General features: G+C 60.8%; 11 protein-coding genes. 1 reads left to right on the forward strand and 10 read right to left on the reverse strand.

The window, feature by feature from the left end:
* Positions 1–69 precede the first annotated feature (69 nt).
* From P3T43_RS29330 to P3T43_RS29350, 5 genes are all read right to left on the reverse strand, one after another.
* Positions 70–1,356 (reverse strand): sugar efflux transporter, encoded by a 1,287-nt coding sequence (locus P3T43_RS29330; RefSeq protein ID WP_429284499.1) that lies wholly within the window; start codon positions 1,354–1,356, stop codon positions 70–72.
* A 175-nt stretch (positions 1,357–1,531) separates the two neighbouring features.
* Entirely contained in the window at positions 1,532–3,496 is a 1,965-nt protein-coding gene (locus P3T43_RS29335; protein ID WP_429284500.1) for a beta-galactosidase, read from the reverse strand.
* A 65-nt stretch (positions 3,497–3,561) separates the two neighbouring features.
* Positions 3,562–4,413, reverse strand: coding sequence for a carbohydrate ABC transporter permease (locus P3T43_RS29340; RefSeq protein WP_429284501.1), 852 nt, complete (start codon positions 4,411–4,413; stop codon positions 3,562–3,564).
* Between the two features lie 9 nt (positions 4,414–4,422).
* Positions 4,423–5,337, reverse strand: a complete 915-nt coding sequence (locus P3T43_RS29345) for a carbohydrate ABC transporter permease (RefSeq protein ID WP_429284502.1) — start codon at positions 5,335–5,337, stop codon at positions 4,423–4,425.
* A gap of 85 nt (positions 5,338–5,422) precedes the next feature.
* Positions 5,423–6,664 (reverse strand): ABC transporter substrate-binding protein, encoded by a 1,242-nt coding sequence (locus P3T43_RS29350; protein ID WP_429284503.1) that lies wholly within the window; start codon positions 6,662–6,664, stop codon positions 5,423–5,425.
* Positions 6,665–6,920: 256 nt separating this feature from the next.
* Between P3T43_RS29350 and P3T43_RS29355 the strand changes: the two genes are divergently transcribed.
* Positions 6,921–7,949 carry a LacI family DNA-binding transcriptional regulator gene (locus P3T43_RS29355; RefSeq protein ID WP_429284504.1) on the forward strand — a complete coding sequence of 343 codons (1,029 nt, stop codon included), beginning with the start codon at positions 6,921–6,923 and terminating at the stop codon, positions 7,947–7,949.
* A 70-nt stretch (positions 7,950–8,019) separates the two neighbouring features.
* Here the strand turns inward: P3T43_RS29355 and cyoD are convergent, their stop codons facing one another.
* The 5 genes from cyoD to P3T43_RS29380 form a co-directional block, all read right to left on the reverse strand.
* Positions 8,020–8,352, reverse strand: a complete 333-nt coding sequence (cyoD, locus tag P3T43_RS29360; protein ID WP_429284505.1) for a cytochrome o ubiquinol oxidase subunit IV — start codon at positions 8,350–8,352, stop codon at positions 8,020–8,022.
* Positions 8,353–8,970, reverse strand: a complete 618-nt coding sequence (gene cyoC, locus P3T43_RS29365) for a cytochrome o ubiquinol oxidase subunit III (RefSeq protein WP_429284506.1) — start codon at positions 8,968–8,970, stop codon at positions 8,353–8,355.
* Complete coding sequence (cyoB, locus tag P3T43_RS29370; RefSeq protein ID WP_429284507.1) at positions 8,970–10,961, reverse strand: cytochrome o ubiquinol oxidase subunit I; 1,992 nt, start codon at positions 10,959–10,961, stop codon at positions 8,970–8,972. Before cyoB ends, cyoC begins: the two co-directional genes overlap by 1 nt.
* Before the next feature lie 3 nt (positions 10,962–10,964).
* Complete coding sequence (gene cyoA, locus P3T43_RS29375) at positions 10,965–11,858, reverse strand: ubiquinol oxidase subunit II (RefSeq protein WP_429284508.1); 894 nt, start codon at positions 11,856–11,858, stop codon at positions 10,965–10,967.
* Positions 11,859–12,189: 331 nt separating this feature from the next.
* Complete coding sequence (locus P3T43_RS29380; RefSeq protein ID WP_429284509.1) at positions 12,190–13,737, reverse strand: complex I subunit 4 family protein; 1,548 nt, start codon at positions 13,735–13,737, stop codon at positions 12,190–12,192.
* Positions 13,738–14,355 lie beyond the last annotated feature (618 nt).

Raw genomic sequence — 14,355 nt, forward strand, 5'->3', positions numbered from 1 at the left:
TGATGTCGCGGCTTGCACGTACGAGCCAGCGTCATCTTCCCCGTTCAGATCGAGCCCAATGCCGGACGCCTAGCGGCTCGGCCAGCGCTCCTGAACGTAGCGCGCCCAGCGCCGCCACGGTGGATCTGCGAACAGGATCAGTGCCACCAGCGCGAGACAGCCGCAAAACAGGAAGGTGCCCCGATAGCCGACACCCGCGACCAGCAACCCCGATAGCACGCCCGACAGAATCGAGCCGACCCGCGACGAGTTGAAGAACAATGCCGTGGCCGCCCCGGGCGTGCGCGGCATCAGATCCTGCACGTAAGTCATGCCAAGACACGACGTCACCGCCACCACGAAGGCGTTGAGCGCCTGCATCGGAATCAGCAACGACACGGAACCCACCGCGGCCACGCAGATGAAATACAGCATATGCACGCCGGCGCACGCTGCAAGCCAGCGCAGTTTGTTGAGCGTCGCACCGCGGGCGCCGAGCGCCAGCATCATCGGAATTTCGAGGAAGGCGCCCAATCCGAGCATGATGGATACGTCGATGCTCGAGCCGTGCAGACCGCGCACGACATAGAGCGGCAACACGATCATGGTCGCGTTGGCGGCGAGGCCGATCAGCGTCAACGCCAGCACCGAGCGCCAGATCACGCGCGACGACGCGACCGGGTGAACGAAATCCGGCTTGACCGGCGTCTCGGGTTCGACCGTGGTGACTTCCAGCGATGATGCCGGATCACCGGGCACGTGGTCCGGCACCTCGGGCAAGTCCTCGACCGGCGCCTCGTGCATGCGCCAGATGATGACGCCCGATGCGACGAAGCACGCCGCCGCGAACAGAAACAGCCCATAGAAGCCGATCCCGGCCAGCACCAGCGCACCCACGGAGGGCCCGAATACCCACGCCACCGACAGCACCGTGCGCAGCGTTGCGGTGGCAAAGGTCCGTTCGGACTCGCTCGTCACGGGCAACGCCGCGCGGCCGAACGAAAACACCAGCGACAGGGCCGAACCGCCCGCGCCGAGAAACGCGATCCCAATGATGAGAAGCGCGCGGTAATCGCGCACGAAACACAGCAACAGAAATCCGAGCGCCGCTGCGCCCAGCGCCGCCAGCAGCAGCGTACGGTGATGACCGTGGCGATCGGACCATTTGCCGGCCCAGCCGCTCGCCGCCACCCCACTCGCCGCAATCAGCGTCATGAACAGCCCGAGCTTGAGCGGTGTCATGCCGGCTCGCTCCACACCGAACAGCGACAGGTACGGCGCGGTGAACGACATGGCGACCCCGAGCATCAGCGTCGCGCCCGCCAGCGACATGAAGGACGGGATGCGCGTGAGACTGACGAGCCGGGAGTAGTTCATCGATGAGGTCATGCTGACTGCATACACTCGGACGGGGAATCCGCTCAGTGGATGTAGCTAGCTGTCGGCAATGGCACGCGTGCCGACCTCCCCGGAAGGTGGCCGGCACGACGCACGGGTGAACCGGCAGTATGCCAAAGCTTGCTGGATCGCGTTAGCGCGCCCGCTGCCGGCGTCAGCGCATTTCGATCCACGCAGCGATGTCGCAGGGTCCGACTTCGGCGCCCCCCAGCACAAAATGCGCCCCTACCGGCGCCTGCACACGCCACGTCGTCTCGCCATAGTTGAAGGCGAAGCGCACCTTGCCGCGGCGGCGCAAACGGGCGCCCTCCGGCAGCGTCAGCACTTCAACTCCGGCATCGCGCACGCAGCGTTCCAGCACCGCACGCTGCAACGCCGGGTCGAAACACGAGGTCGTCATGCGCACGCGTCCGGCTTGCACGACGGCCGGCACACCATCGTCGAACGCCGCCATGACTTCGACACCGCGCCCCGCTTCGATATGATCGCGCCAGCTTCGACCGTGTCCGCTCACCCCGTCGAACGACACCGCCGGGCGTAGCGACGGGCGCAACGATTCGCTTTGCGACACCCGCACGTCCAGAACGGCCTGCAGCGGGCCAGGCGGCAGCGTGGCGGGGATCGTGAAGTCCGCGGTCTTCGAACCCGTCCTCGGCCCGAATAGCCAGTGGGCGTGACCGGCCTGGATCTGTGCGACCAGCGTGTCCGGCACGACCGGCAACGACGGTGCGACCACCAGCCGGTAGCCGCTCAGATCGGCAGTCGCCGGCAACATGTCCACATCCACGCCCATTTCGCGCAGGCACGAGTACCACTCGAACACGAGACGCTGATAATCGAAATCGGCGCCATGGCGCTGGATCTGCACGATCCAGTCTGCCGGATAGTCGAACAGCAGCGCCACTGGCGCGCGCGACCTAGCCTTCGCCGCCGCATCCTGGTCGAAGTTCTCCAGCTCACCCGCCACCCGCGCGATCTCGTAGCCGCCGGCGGTCAGCTTGTCATCCGGCGCGTTGATGCCCGAATGCATCTGCTCCTGCGCGAACGGCGCCTGACGCCAGCGGAAATACGACACCAGCTCGGCGCCGTGCGCAAACGCTTCCCACGTCCAGAGACGCGCCATGCCTGCCTTCGGCACCGGGTTGTAAGGCGCCCAGTTGACCGGCCCCACCTGCTGCTCCATCACCCACATGCGTCCCTTGCCGACACCCCGGTACAGATCGTGGTTGAAGGCCGGAATGTCCGGATGTCCGGTGCGTGCCCAACGGTGCTTGTCCGCGTCGTCGAACCACAGGACTTCCGTGCGCGGCAGCGGATAGCTGTCCCAGGCGGCCACGTCCAGTCCGCTTTCGGCGAATTCGTAGTGATCGAAGCTCGTGAAAAAGCCCATGAAGTTATGCAACAGGTCGCGCCCCGGTGCATGCTCGCGAATCAGTTCGCCCTGCAAACCATGGAAGCTCGCCACTTCGCTCGACGTGAAACGCCGGAAGTCGAGCCAGTGGCTCGGATTCGCATCGGTGGGCGTGCGGTTCGGCAACCCGATTTCCTCGAAGCTGCGGTACTCCATGCTCCAGAACACATTGCCCCAGGCCGTGTTCAGCCGCTCCACTTCGCCGTAGCGTGCTGCCAGCCATGAGCCGAAACGCTTGCGCGCCGCCTCCGTGAAGCTTGGCGACGTGTCGTGGCAACCCAGTTCGTTGTCGGTCTGCCAGGCAATCACCGCGGGATGCGTGCCATAGCGTTGCACCATCTGCGTCACGATCCGCGCGCAATGCTCGCGATAGATCTCGCTCGAAATGTCGTAGTGACGTCGCGAGCCGAGATTGAACGTGAGGCCGTCCTTGTCGACCGGCAGGATCTCGGGATGCTGGTTGACCAGCCACGTGGGCGGTGTCGCAGTCGGCGTACCGAGGATAACCTTCAGACCGTGTCTGGCCAGCACGTCGATAGCGTGATCGAGCCACGCCCATTCGTAGCGTCCCGGTTCGGGCTCCATTCTGCTCCACGCAAATTCGCCGATACGCACGCGGCTGATGCCCAGTTCCGCCATCCGGCGCGCATCGCTTTCCCACTGATGCTGCGGCCATTGTTCGGGGTAGTAACAAACTCCAAGATGCATGGTGCTCCCGCTAGACGTTGTGATCGTAGTGACCGCTGCGGTCGCAGCGGTCGCGGCCCGCGCCGCTATCCCTTGGTGGCGCCGAACGTGAGTCCGGTCACAAAGTGCTTCTGCATGGCAAAGAACATGACGACTGAGGGCAGCGCAGCCAGCACCGAGCCCGCGGAAACCAGATTCCACGAGGTCGTCCATTGCCCCTTGAGCGCCGCGACGCCCACGGTAATCGGCGCCGCGTCATCGCCTTGGGTCAGACAGAGCGCCCAGAAATAGTCGTTCCACACAAAGGTGAAGACGAGAATGCCGAGTGCCGCGAGCGCAGGCCGCACTAGCGGCAGCACGATGCGCGAATAGATCGCCCACTCGCTCGCGCCCTCCACGCGCGCCGCCTCGATCAGTTCGTACGGCAAGGCGCGGATGAAGTTGCGCAGGAATAGCGTGCAAAAACCGGTCTGGAAAGCGGTGTGAAACAGCACCAGTCCTAACACCGTGTTGTACAGGCCGAGCGCCAACGTGAGTTGCCGAACCGGAATCATCAGAATCTGAACCGGCACGAAGTTGCCCGCTACGAAGATCGCCAGCAGCAGCAGGTTGCCGCGAAAGCGGTAGTTCGCCAGCGCGTGACCTGCCATCGAGGCGAGAAAGATCGACACCGCCACCGACGGCACCGTGATCAGGATGCTGTTCCAGAAGTAATGCAGCATCGGCGTTTGCGTCAGTGCCGTGCCGTAGTTTTCGATCAAGGCGAAGTGCTCGGGCCAGCCCCAGTAATTCCCTGCCGAGAGTTCGTCGCTGGAACGAATCGACGTCACGAGTACCGCAAGCAGCGGTAACAGCCACAGCAGCAACGCAAACGGCAGCGAGAGTTTGTAAAGCAGGCGGCTACCAGGTCGCCAGCGGGCGACGGGCATCGGATACATGTCGGCTCCTCAGGATTCGCTGCGCACGAGGCGCCGCAATTGCCACACGATGAAGATCAGCATGATCGCGAACAGCACGACCGCAATCGCGGCGGAATAGCCTTCGCGGTAGTACTTGATCGCCTGGTCATACATGAAATAGGCCAGCACCGTGGAACTGTCGAATGGGCCGCCGCCGCTCATCACCGAAATCAGGTCGAAGCTGCGCAGCGCGCCGATCACCGTGAGCACGACGGCCATAAACGTGGCCGGTCGCAGCTGCGGCAGAATCACATGCCATAGCAGCTTGAAACCTTGCGCGCCTTCCATGCGGGCCGCTTCGATCACCTCGCTGTTGATGCCGGTGAGTCCAGTCAGGTAGAGAATCATGCAGAACGGAATCTGCGGCCACAGCGCGGCAAATATGATGCCGTAGGTCACATAACGCGGATCGCCCAGTACCGGCACACCGTGTCCGACGATCAGCTTCAGCAGGCCGAAGGTCGGATCGTAGAACCATCCGAACACCAGCCCCACGACGACGCCCGGCAGCACGAATGGCGCAAAGAACAACGACTTCACTAGGCGGATGCCGCGCACGCTCTGGTTCAGATACAACGCGAGCGCCAGACCGCAGGGCGGCGCAAGCAGGAACAGCACGAGCCAGATCACGTTGTTCTTCAGCGCGGTGTAAAACGTGTCGGAGTGCAGCAGTTCGCGGTAGTTGTCGAGTCCCGCGAAAACGCGCGGCGTCATGCCGTCCCAGTTATAGAAACTCAGGGCGATGCTGCTGATGACCGGGTAGATCACATAGATCGCAAACACCAGGCCGCCCGGCAACAGGAACAGCAAGGCCGTGCGATTGCGGCGCCGGCTCAGCGGCGCGGGCGCCCTGCGGCGGACGCGGCTGACGGGCGCGGCTTTGTCGGAGATGGTGGTGGACATGTTCAGGTTCCTCGTCCAGATGCAGAGTGCCGGGTTGCGGCGCTACCGCGTGGCGCGGTACGCCCCAACCCGGGTATGCCTTGAGCTACTTCTTGTAGATCCGCTGACGGAACTGTTCGAGGTGGTTCAGGATGGCGTCGATCTGGTTAGGATCGCTATAGAACTGCTGCATGCCCTTCATGCCTTCGTCGGCCATTTCCTTGGTCATGTCGCGGTCGTAGAACTGCGCGACACCACCCGGCGTGCTCGAGAGGATCTGGAAGCCGATCTTCGAGATCGGGTCCTGCGGCTCCGGCGCCTGATTGTTCGACGGCAGTTGGCCCCAGCCCTTCGCCAGTTCGCCGTTGATCTGCGGTTGCGCCATGAAAGCGAGCAGACGGTGCGCGTCCTTCTTGTTGCTAGCCTTGGCGGGAATCATCAGGATGTTGACCGGACCGTCTTCGGCCATCGGCACCGCTGAATCGATCACCGGGAAGCGGAAATAGCCCATCTTGTCGCGCGTCGCGGCCGGCAAACCCGCCGAGAAGAACGTGCCCATCAACATCATGGAAGCCTGACCGTTGACGAGCAGTGGACTCACCGAGTCGACGTCATATGAAAGCGCGTTGTCGACGAAATACTTGTCGTCGATCAGCGTCTTCCACGTGGCGTAGACCTTGCGCACGCGTGCGTCGGTATAGGGGATTTCGCCCGCCATCAATTGCTCGTGAAACGCGTAGCCGTTGATGCGCAGGTCGAGATAGTCGAACCACGCTGCCAGTGTCCATGAGTCCTTGGCCGGCACGGCGATCGGTGCAATGCCCGCTTCCTTCAGCTTCTTGCAGTCAGCGAGGAACTCGTCCCATGTTTTCGGTTCGCCCGAAATGCCCGCCTTTTCGAACAGGTCCTTGCGATAGAAGAAACCGTACGAGTCATAGCCGAGCGGCGCCGCGTACTGCTTGCCTGCGTACGTCGAAGGCGGTTTCACCGCGGCGTAGGTCTGATTCCAGCCGTCCTTCTGCCAGTCGCTGCTCAGGTCGTCCAGCAAGCCGCGTTTGGCGAAATACGCCATACGCTCACCGTTGTGCCAGCTCAGCACGTCAGGCGGATCGGTCGCGAGCCAGCCGGACATCTGCACCTTGTAGGCCTCCTCTCCCACATAGGTCACTTTCAGATCGACGTCGGGATTGGCCTTTTCGAACTGATCGAACGCGTCTTGCCACACCGCGCGCTGACTGCCCCGCGCGGATACGGTGACCCGCAACGTCGCGGCGTCCGCGAAGGTGGTGGCCGTCATCGCGATACACGCGATGCCCGCCAACAACAATTTCCCAGCTTTGAACTTCATGGTCGTCTCCGATATTCAATTTTATGGGTGGCAATTTTCGGGCTGCTGGCCGAAAAATTTAAGCGCTTAAATTTTTCGGTGAAAATCTCTTCGCTTGAATTAACATGTGTTCCTCTCGTGCCTGAACGTGAAATTAGCCGAGCTGTCCGGGACACGCAACCCTTACAACGACGTCTCAATATATGGGCGAAACACTATCCAGGCGGCCGTGTACGGCAGTCGACCGCTCGTTAACCCTCGCTGTGGTGCGCCATTCATGGTGACGCTTGCTGAAGTCGCCAAACGTGCGCACGTCACGGCCGCCACCGTATCCAACGTGTTACGCAATCCCCAGAAGGTGAAGCCGACCACCGTGGAGCGCGTCATGGCGGCCGTGCGCGAACTCGGTTATCGCCCTAACCTCACGGCGCGCGCACTGGCCGAGGGACGCACGTCCACGCTTGCGTTGATGCTGTCCAATATCTCGAACCCGTTTTATCCGGAGTTCGTGCTGGAAGCGGAAACCGCGGCGCGGCAGCGTGGCTATTTTCTGCTGGTCTGCAACACGGACGACGACCCCGCCATCGCGCGCGCCTACCTCGACAAGATCGCGGGCACGCTCGCCGCCGGGGTGATCGTGATGAACACCGATGTCAGCGCCGCGGAACTCGCCGATATTGCACAGCGCGGCTCGGCGCTCGTGCTGTGTATGTGGGAGAGCGCTCAGGCGACGCGCGCGCTGCCCTGCGTCACGGTCGATTACACGCATGCGGGCGAGCTCGCCGCTGCGCATCTGTACGAACTCGGGCATCGACGGATCGGCGCGCTGCTGGGGGAAGGGTCAGGTGGCCCGCAATCCACGCGCCTGCGTGGCTTCGTCGAGGCATTGGCTGCCCGAGGTATGGCCGCGGACGCCGTGAAGGTCCACGCGTGCCGCGATTCGATCGAAGCGGGCTATGAAGCCGCCCGCGCGCTGCTCGACGAGCAGCCCAGACTGACGGCGCTGTTCGCGACCAACGACCTGATGGCAATCGGGGCGATCCAGGCGGCGACGGATCTCGGCAAACGCGTGCCGCAGGATCTTTCGGTGATCGGACTGACCAACATCCATCTGGCGCATCAGTTCCGCCCTGCGCTCACCACCGTCGGCTTTCCGACCGCCGCGATCGCGTCCATTGCGGTCGCGTTAACGATCGACCGTATTGAAGGCGTCAAGCCAAGGCGCGACGCGTACAAGGTGCCGCTGTCGGAACTGGTGATTCGCGATACGACCGCGCCGGCTCCGAAACTCACACGCAAAAAGTAACTCAAGGTGTAGAACGCAAAACGGCCCCTCGCTGAGGGGCCGTTTTGCATCCATCTGAAGCCAGTGTTGCCTAGCGCGACATCATGTTCATGCTGACGTTATGCATGATCCACAACGAGCCGACAATCAGGATCACAGCGGTCAGCACGGTGAAGCCGAACGCCATGACGTTCCAGCGTTGTGCCGACGAGGTGTTCATATGCAGGAAGAACACCAGGTGCACGATGATCTGCACGAACGCCAGTCCGGCGACTGCCAGCACCGCGTTGTGACCGGTCAACGAGCCGGTCATGATGATGCCGAATGCCGCAGCAGTCAGCAGGACGGACAGGATGAAGCCAGCCGTGTAGCTGCCGAAGCTACCGTGGCTTTCACCCGAGTGAGCGGTATGGCCGTGGTCCATTTAAATCACACTCGTAAGATAGACAAAGGTAAAGACACCGATCCAGACGATGTCCAGAAAGTGCCAGAAGAGGCTCAGGCACGTCAGGCGCGTCAGGTCACGCTCGGTCAGCTTGGGACTGCGGATCACCTGCACGCTCAGCACGATCATCCACAGCAGGCCGAACGTCACGTGCAAACCGTGCGTGCCGACCAGCGTGAAGAACGACGACCAGAACGCGCTGCGGTCCGGACCCGCGCCCTCCGCGATCAGGTGTGCGAATTCGCGCAGTTCGAGCACGAGGAACGACACGCCGAGCAGGAACGTGACCAGCAGCCAGCCGAGCAACATGCCCTTCTTGCCCTTGTGCGCGCCGATCATGGCGAAGCCGTACGTGATCGAGCTCAACAGCAGCGCGGCCGTTTCCAGCGCCACGCCTGGAATCTCGAACATATCCTTGGCAGTCGGGCCACCGGCGAACTGGTGGCTCATCACTGCAAAAACCGCGAACAGCGAAGCAAAGATAATGCAATCGGTCATCAGGTACAGCCAGAAACCGAACACCGATTGCGACGGCACGTGGTCCGCGTCGTGGACGTCGTGCCCGTGGCCGTGCCCTAAAGTAGTCGTCTGTGACATTAATCCACCTCTGCCAATTCAAGCGCCTTACCTGCGCTGCGTGCTTCTTCGATCTTTCGAACCGTCTCGGCCGGAATGTAGTAGCCGTGGTCGTCGCTAAAGCTGTGGACGATCACCGTACCGATTGCCCCGACGATGCCGACGATCGCCAGCCACCAGATGTGCCAGATTGCCGCGAAGCCGAGCACCAGGCTGAACATCGCGATGACGAGGCCCGCGCTCGTGTTCGACGGCATGTGAATGTCGCGATACACCGGCTTGCTCGTGTTGGCCTTGGCGTGCTTCTTCATGTCGGTGAACGTATCCAGTTCACGCACGGTCGGCACGATTGCGAAGTTGTAGACCGGCGGCGGGGAAGTCGTCGACCATTCCAGCGTACGGCCATCCCACGGATCGCCCGAAAAGTCGCGGTTTTCCGGCAGATTGCGGTCGCGAATGCTGACGTACAGTTGCAGCAGCTGGCAGCCGATACCGATCGCAACCAGGATCGCGCCCACTTCAGCCATCAGCAGCCACGGATACCATTGCGGGTTGTCGTAATGGTTCAGACGACGCGTCATGCCCATGAAGCCCAGCACGTAAAGCGGCGTGAACGCGACCCAGAAACCGACCTGCCAGAACCAGAATGCCGCCTTGCCGAGCTTTTCGTGCAGCTTGAAGCCGAAGGCCTTCGGGAACCAGTAGTTGAAACCAGCCAGATAACCGAACAGCACGCCACCGATAATCACGTTGTGGAAGTGCGCAATCAGGAACAGGCTGTTGTGCAGCACGAAGTCCGCGCCCGGAATCGCCATCATCACGCCGGTCATACCGCCGATCGTGAAGGTGACCATGAAGCCGAGCGTCCACAGCACCGGCGTCGAGAACTCGAGGCGGCCCTTGTAGATCGTGAACAGCCAGTTGAAGACCTTCACGCCGGTCGGAATTGCAATGATCATGGTCGCGATGCCGAAGAAGGCATTCACGTCCGCGCCCGAACCCATCGTAAAGAAGTGGTGCAGCCACACGAGGAACGACAGCACCATGATGGCGCACGTCGCGTACACCATGGTCTTGTAGCCGAACAACGGCTTCTTCGCATACGTCGCGATGACTTCCGAGAAGATACCGAACGCCGGCAGGATCAGGATGTACACCTCCGGATGGCCCCACGCCCAGATCAGGTTCAGATACAGCATGGCGTTGCCGCCACCGTCATTCGTGAAGAAGTGCATGCCGAGGTAACGGTCGAGACCAAGCAGGGCCAGCGTGACCGTCAGAATCGGGAATGCAGCCATGATCAGCACGTTCGTGCACAGCGCCGTCCACGTGAACACCGGCATCTTCATGAACGTCATGCCAGGCGCGCGCATCTTGACGATCGTGACGAAGAAGTTGATACCCGTGAGCAAGGTGCCGATACCCGAGAGCTGCAAGCTCCAGATGTAGTAGTCGACCCCGACGCCCGGACTGAACTTCAGCTCCGACAGCGGCGGATAAGCCAGCCAGCCGGTCTGCGCAAACTCACCGATCACCAGCGAGATGTTGATCAGGATCACGCTGACTGCCGTCATCCAGAACGACAGCGAGTTCAGGAACGGATAGGCCACGTCGCGTGCGCCGATCTGCAGCGGCACGATCAGGTTCATCAGGCCCACCATGAACACCATCGCCATGAAGAAAATCATGATGACGCCGTGCGCGGAGAAGATCTGATCGTAGTGATGCGGCGGCAGATAGCCAGGAGCGTGATACGCCAGCGCCAGTTGCGTACGCATCATGATCGCGTCGGCAAAGCCGCGCAGCAGCATGATCAGCGCAACGACGATGTACATGACGCCGAGGCGCTTGTGGTCGACCGACGTCAGCCACTCGCTCCACAGGTAACGCCACTTGCCGAGATACGTCACGGTGCCCAGCACCGCCACCGCGGCGACCGCCATCATGGCGGCGGCCATCATAATAATCGGCTCGTGGTACGGAATCGAGTCGAGGGTTAATTTACCGAACATGCGTTACCCCTTGGCCTTACAGTTGCTGTCGTCTTTCATATCCATGACGTTGCCGTTGTTGTAGCGGGCGATGATGTTGTGAAAGAGCTTCGGATCGACCGACGAAAAGTAGGTGACCGGCGCTTGTTCGCCCGGTTGCGACACGACGTTGTAGCGGTTCATGTCGAGACTGTTCGACGAGGCGCGCACTTTCGCGACCCATGCGTCGAAATCGGCGGGCGACGAAGCGATTGCACGGAACTTCATGTCCGAGAAGCCCTTGCCGCTGAAGTTGGCCGATTCGCCTGCGTAGTCGCCTGCCTCATCCGCGATCAGGTGCAGCTTCGTCTGCATGCCTGCCATCGCGTAGATCTGGCCGCCAAGCTGCGGGATGAAGAACGAGTTCATCACCGAGTCCGACGTGATGTTGAAGTTCACCGGCGTGCCCACGGGAAGCGCGAGCTGATTGACCGAAGCGATGCCGAGATCGGGGTAGATGAACAGCCACTTCCAGTCGAGTGCAACCACTTCGACATTGATCGGCTTCACACTGGATTGCAGCGGACGGTACGGATCGAGCTCATGCGTACTCTTCCACGTCAGCACACCCAGGAACAGAATGATCAGCGTGGGGATGGTCCACACCGCGACCTCGATGGCCGTGGAATGCGACCAGTCAGGACGGTACTCGGCGTTCTTGTTCGACGCGCGATAGCGCCACGCGAACAGCAGCGTCAGTGCAATGGTGGGAATCACGACGATGAGCATGGCCCACGTCGAAACGCTGATGAGATCCCGCTCGGCTACGCCCACGCTGCCCTTGGGATTCAGAATATCCAGGTTGCTGCAACCTGACATCAGCGTGACCAGCCCAATGGCGATGGAAGTCATCGCCCCCCGTAGAGTCTTTTCTTTCATATCGATTGCCTGCTCTTTACGTCTTCGATGAACATCATCCGACCGCTCTCCATTAGTAAGCGGTCGCATGGTAAAGCCTCGTAATCGCGTTACAAAGAACTTTTTTTGCAACGATCTCTTGCGAGTCGCAAATGTGTGACACGTTGCCGCACAACGCAGCCCCAACGAGCGCCGCTCGCTTCGTATCAAGCTCATGCAGCGACGGTTATTGCTACGAACCACAAGCCAGTAATGGCCGTATATCCAGAGCACTTTGCACGCTTGGACTCTACAAACACAAGCGCGCCGTGTCCCCTTTCGAAGACACGACGCCGCTAAAGAAGTCCTGCGATTAGCCTGGAGCGTGTGTTGCGTTTACCACAGCACGGGCTTGCAAACGTTCGCCGTTTTCGACCGAGGCAGCCTCGACCGATTGTGGCGTGCGATTGGTCTGCGCGAGCAGGCTGCTCGACGACGGATTGATCGCATCGGTGAGCGGCTTCGGATCGATACCGATGGCCAGCACCAACACCGCCATGGCGCCCAGCAAAACGAATTCGCGCTTGCTCACGTCGGCCAGCTTCGCGACTCGCGCGTTAGCGATTGCACCGAAGATGACGCGCTTGTACATCCACAGCGTGTAGCACGCGCTCAGGATCAACGTCAGCGCTGCGAGTGCGCCGATCCAGAAGTTGAAACCTACCGCGCCCATCAGAACCATGAACTCGCCGACAAAACCGGCGGTGCCCGGCAAGCCGACGTTCGCCATCGAGAACAGCATCACGAAGACGGCGAACTTGGGCATGGTGTTGGCCACACCACCGTAGGCGTCGATCGAGCCGGTTTGCGTGCGATCGTGCAGCATGCCCGTGCACAACAGCAAGGCGCCGGACACCAGACCGTACGAGATCATTTGCATGATCGCGCCTTCCTGGCCGAGCGGATTGAAGATGAAGAGACCCAGCGTAACGAGGCCCATGTGCGACACTGACGAATACGCGAGCAGCTTGCGGATGTCGGTCTGTACCAGTGCCAGCAGACTCGAGTAGATAACCGCGACCAGCGACAGCGTGATCATGGCCGGCGCAAAGAAGTGGCTCGCTTGAGGCGTGATAGGCAACGCGAAACGCAGCAGACCGTAGCCACCAATCTTCAGCATACCGAGCATCACGGCAGCGCCCGTTGGCCCGTCGAGGTGGACGTCAGGCAGCCAGGTATGGACCGGCCACATCGGCACCTTCACGGAGAACGCTGCGAGGAAGCCGAGGAAAACCAGCATCTGCGGCACGAAACCGAGCTGAGCCGTGCGCCAGATTTCGAGGTCGAAGCTGTGGGTCTGTGCGTACAGATACAGCATCGAGATCAGCATCATCAGCGAGCCGATCAACGAGAAGAAGAAGAACTTGACCGCCGCGTACGAGCGATTCTTGTTGCCCCATGTTCCGATCAACAGATACAGCGGGATCAGCGTCGCCTCAAAAAACACGAAGAACAGCATGCCGTCCTGCGAGGTGAAGACACCTTGCATGAAGCCCGACAGCATCAGGAATGCGCCGAAATACTGTGCACTACGCAGCTTGATGGACTCCCAACCCGCGACCACGATCACGACGGTCGTCAGTGCAGTGAGGACGATCAGCCACAGCGATATCCCGTCTACTCCGAGGTGCCACGCGATGTCAAAAGACGGCAACCACTTGACGTTCTCGACAAACTGCATGGACGGCACACCGTTCTGGAAGCCAGCGACCAGCGGGATGACCGGCAGGAGACCTGCGAGTGCACCGATGAGCGCGAGCCCACGGGCGCGGCCCGGCGAACCGGAACCCAATCGCAAAACGATGATGCCCGCCACAATGGGGACCCAGATCAAAAGGCTAAGAAGCGGTGCGGATTGCATTTGTTCTTTAAAGAGCTGAAGCAGGAAAACGTCCGGATCAAGGCCGTCAAACTGAAAGCATTGAAATACGTATTACGGTCTTATTACGCCGGATAGGCGCATTACTCGATTCGGGGGCCAGGTCAACGCGTCCCAATGTCGCACAGGCGCAAAGGGTTAACGAGCATAACGCCAAAGGTTGAGGAGCATAACCCGAAATTGAGATTTTTGCAGCGCCGCAAACAATTGTTCAGCGATTAATGCGGTGGTTGGCAGACACTATTGCAGTCTTGGGTATTGCGCCCACCGGGCGCGATGTGCGTTTGCACAAATTTTAGTCGTTTCGATGAGAAAACGTCCTATTTTGGTGCATGGTGGGGGCCATTCGAACGGGTTGACAGAGCTGAAAGCTGACGTAGCGCGAGGCTGTTTGTTTATTACATCCAGAAAGGAACAGGCGATCCGCAGTCAGAATACTTACAAAATCATTCCGTCTTACCTGCACTCAATTGCGGAACACAGATGCTGTGTGTCGCAATTAATGGCCTTTCCGTAAACGCAGAAACCCCACCTTGTGGGGTGGGGTTTCTGTTGCTGCTAGGGAGCCTGACGATTACCTACTTTCACACGGGTAATCCG

The sequence above is a fragment of the Paraburkholderia sp. GAS41 genome, from assembly GCF_050436545.1.
In the GTDB taxonomy this organism is placed as follows: domain Bacteria; phylum Pseudomonadota; class Gammaproteobacteria; order Burkholderiales; family Burkholderiaceae; genus Paraburkholderia.

Coding starts and splice junctions, on each gene's coding strand:
- P3T43_RS29330 (WP_429284499.1), bottom strand. CDS start 1,356: ATGAACTACTCCCGGCTCGTCAGTCTCACGCGCATCCCGTCCTTCATG.
- P3T43_RS29335 (WP_429284500.1), bottom strand. CDS start 3,496: ATGCATCTTGGAGTTTGTTACTACCCCGAACAATGGCCGCAGCATCAG.
- P3T43_RS29340 (WP_429284501.1), bottom strand. CDS start 4,413: ATGTATCCGATGCCCGTCGCCCGCTGGCGACCTGGTAGCCGCCTGCTT.
- P3T43_RS29345 (WP_429284502.1), bottom strand. CDS start 5,337: ATGTCCACCACCATCTCCGACAAAGCCGCGCCCGTCAGCCGCGTCCGC.
- P3T43_RS29350 (WP_429284503.1), bottom strand. CDS start 6,664: ATGAAGTTCAAAGCTGGGAAATTGTTGTTGGCGGGCATCGCGTGTATC.
- P3T43_RS29355 (WP_429284504.1), top strand. CDS start 6,921: ATGGTGACGCTTGCTGAAGTCGCCAAACGTGCGCACGTCACGGCCGCC.
- cyoD (WP_429284505.1), bottom strand. CDS start 8,352: ATGGACCACGGCCATACCGCTCACTCGGGTGAAAGCCACGGTAGCTTC.
- cyoC (WP_429284506.1), bottom strand. CDS start 8,970: ATGTCACAGACGACTACTTTAGGGCACGGCCACGGGCACGACGTCCAC.
- cyoB (WP_429284507.1), bottom strand. CDS start 10,961: ATGTTCGGTAAATTAACCCTCGACTCGATTCCGTACCACGAGCCGATT.
- cyoA (WP_429284508.1), bottom strand. CDS start 11,858: ATGAAAGAAAAGACTCTACGGGGGGCGATGACTTCCATCGCCATTGGG.
- P3T43_RS29380 (WP_429284509.1), bottom strand. CDS start 13,737: ATGCAATCCGCACCGCTTCTTAGCCTTTTGATCTGGGTCCCCATTGTG.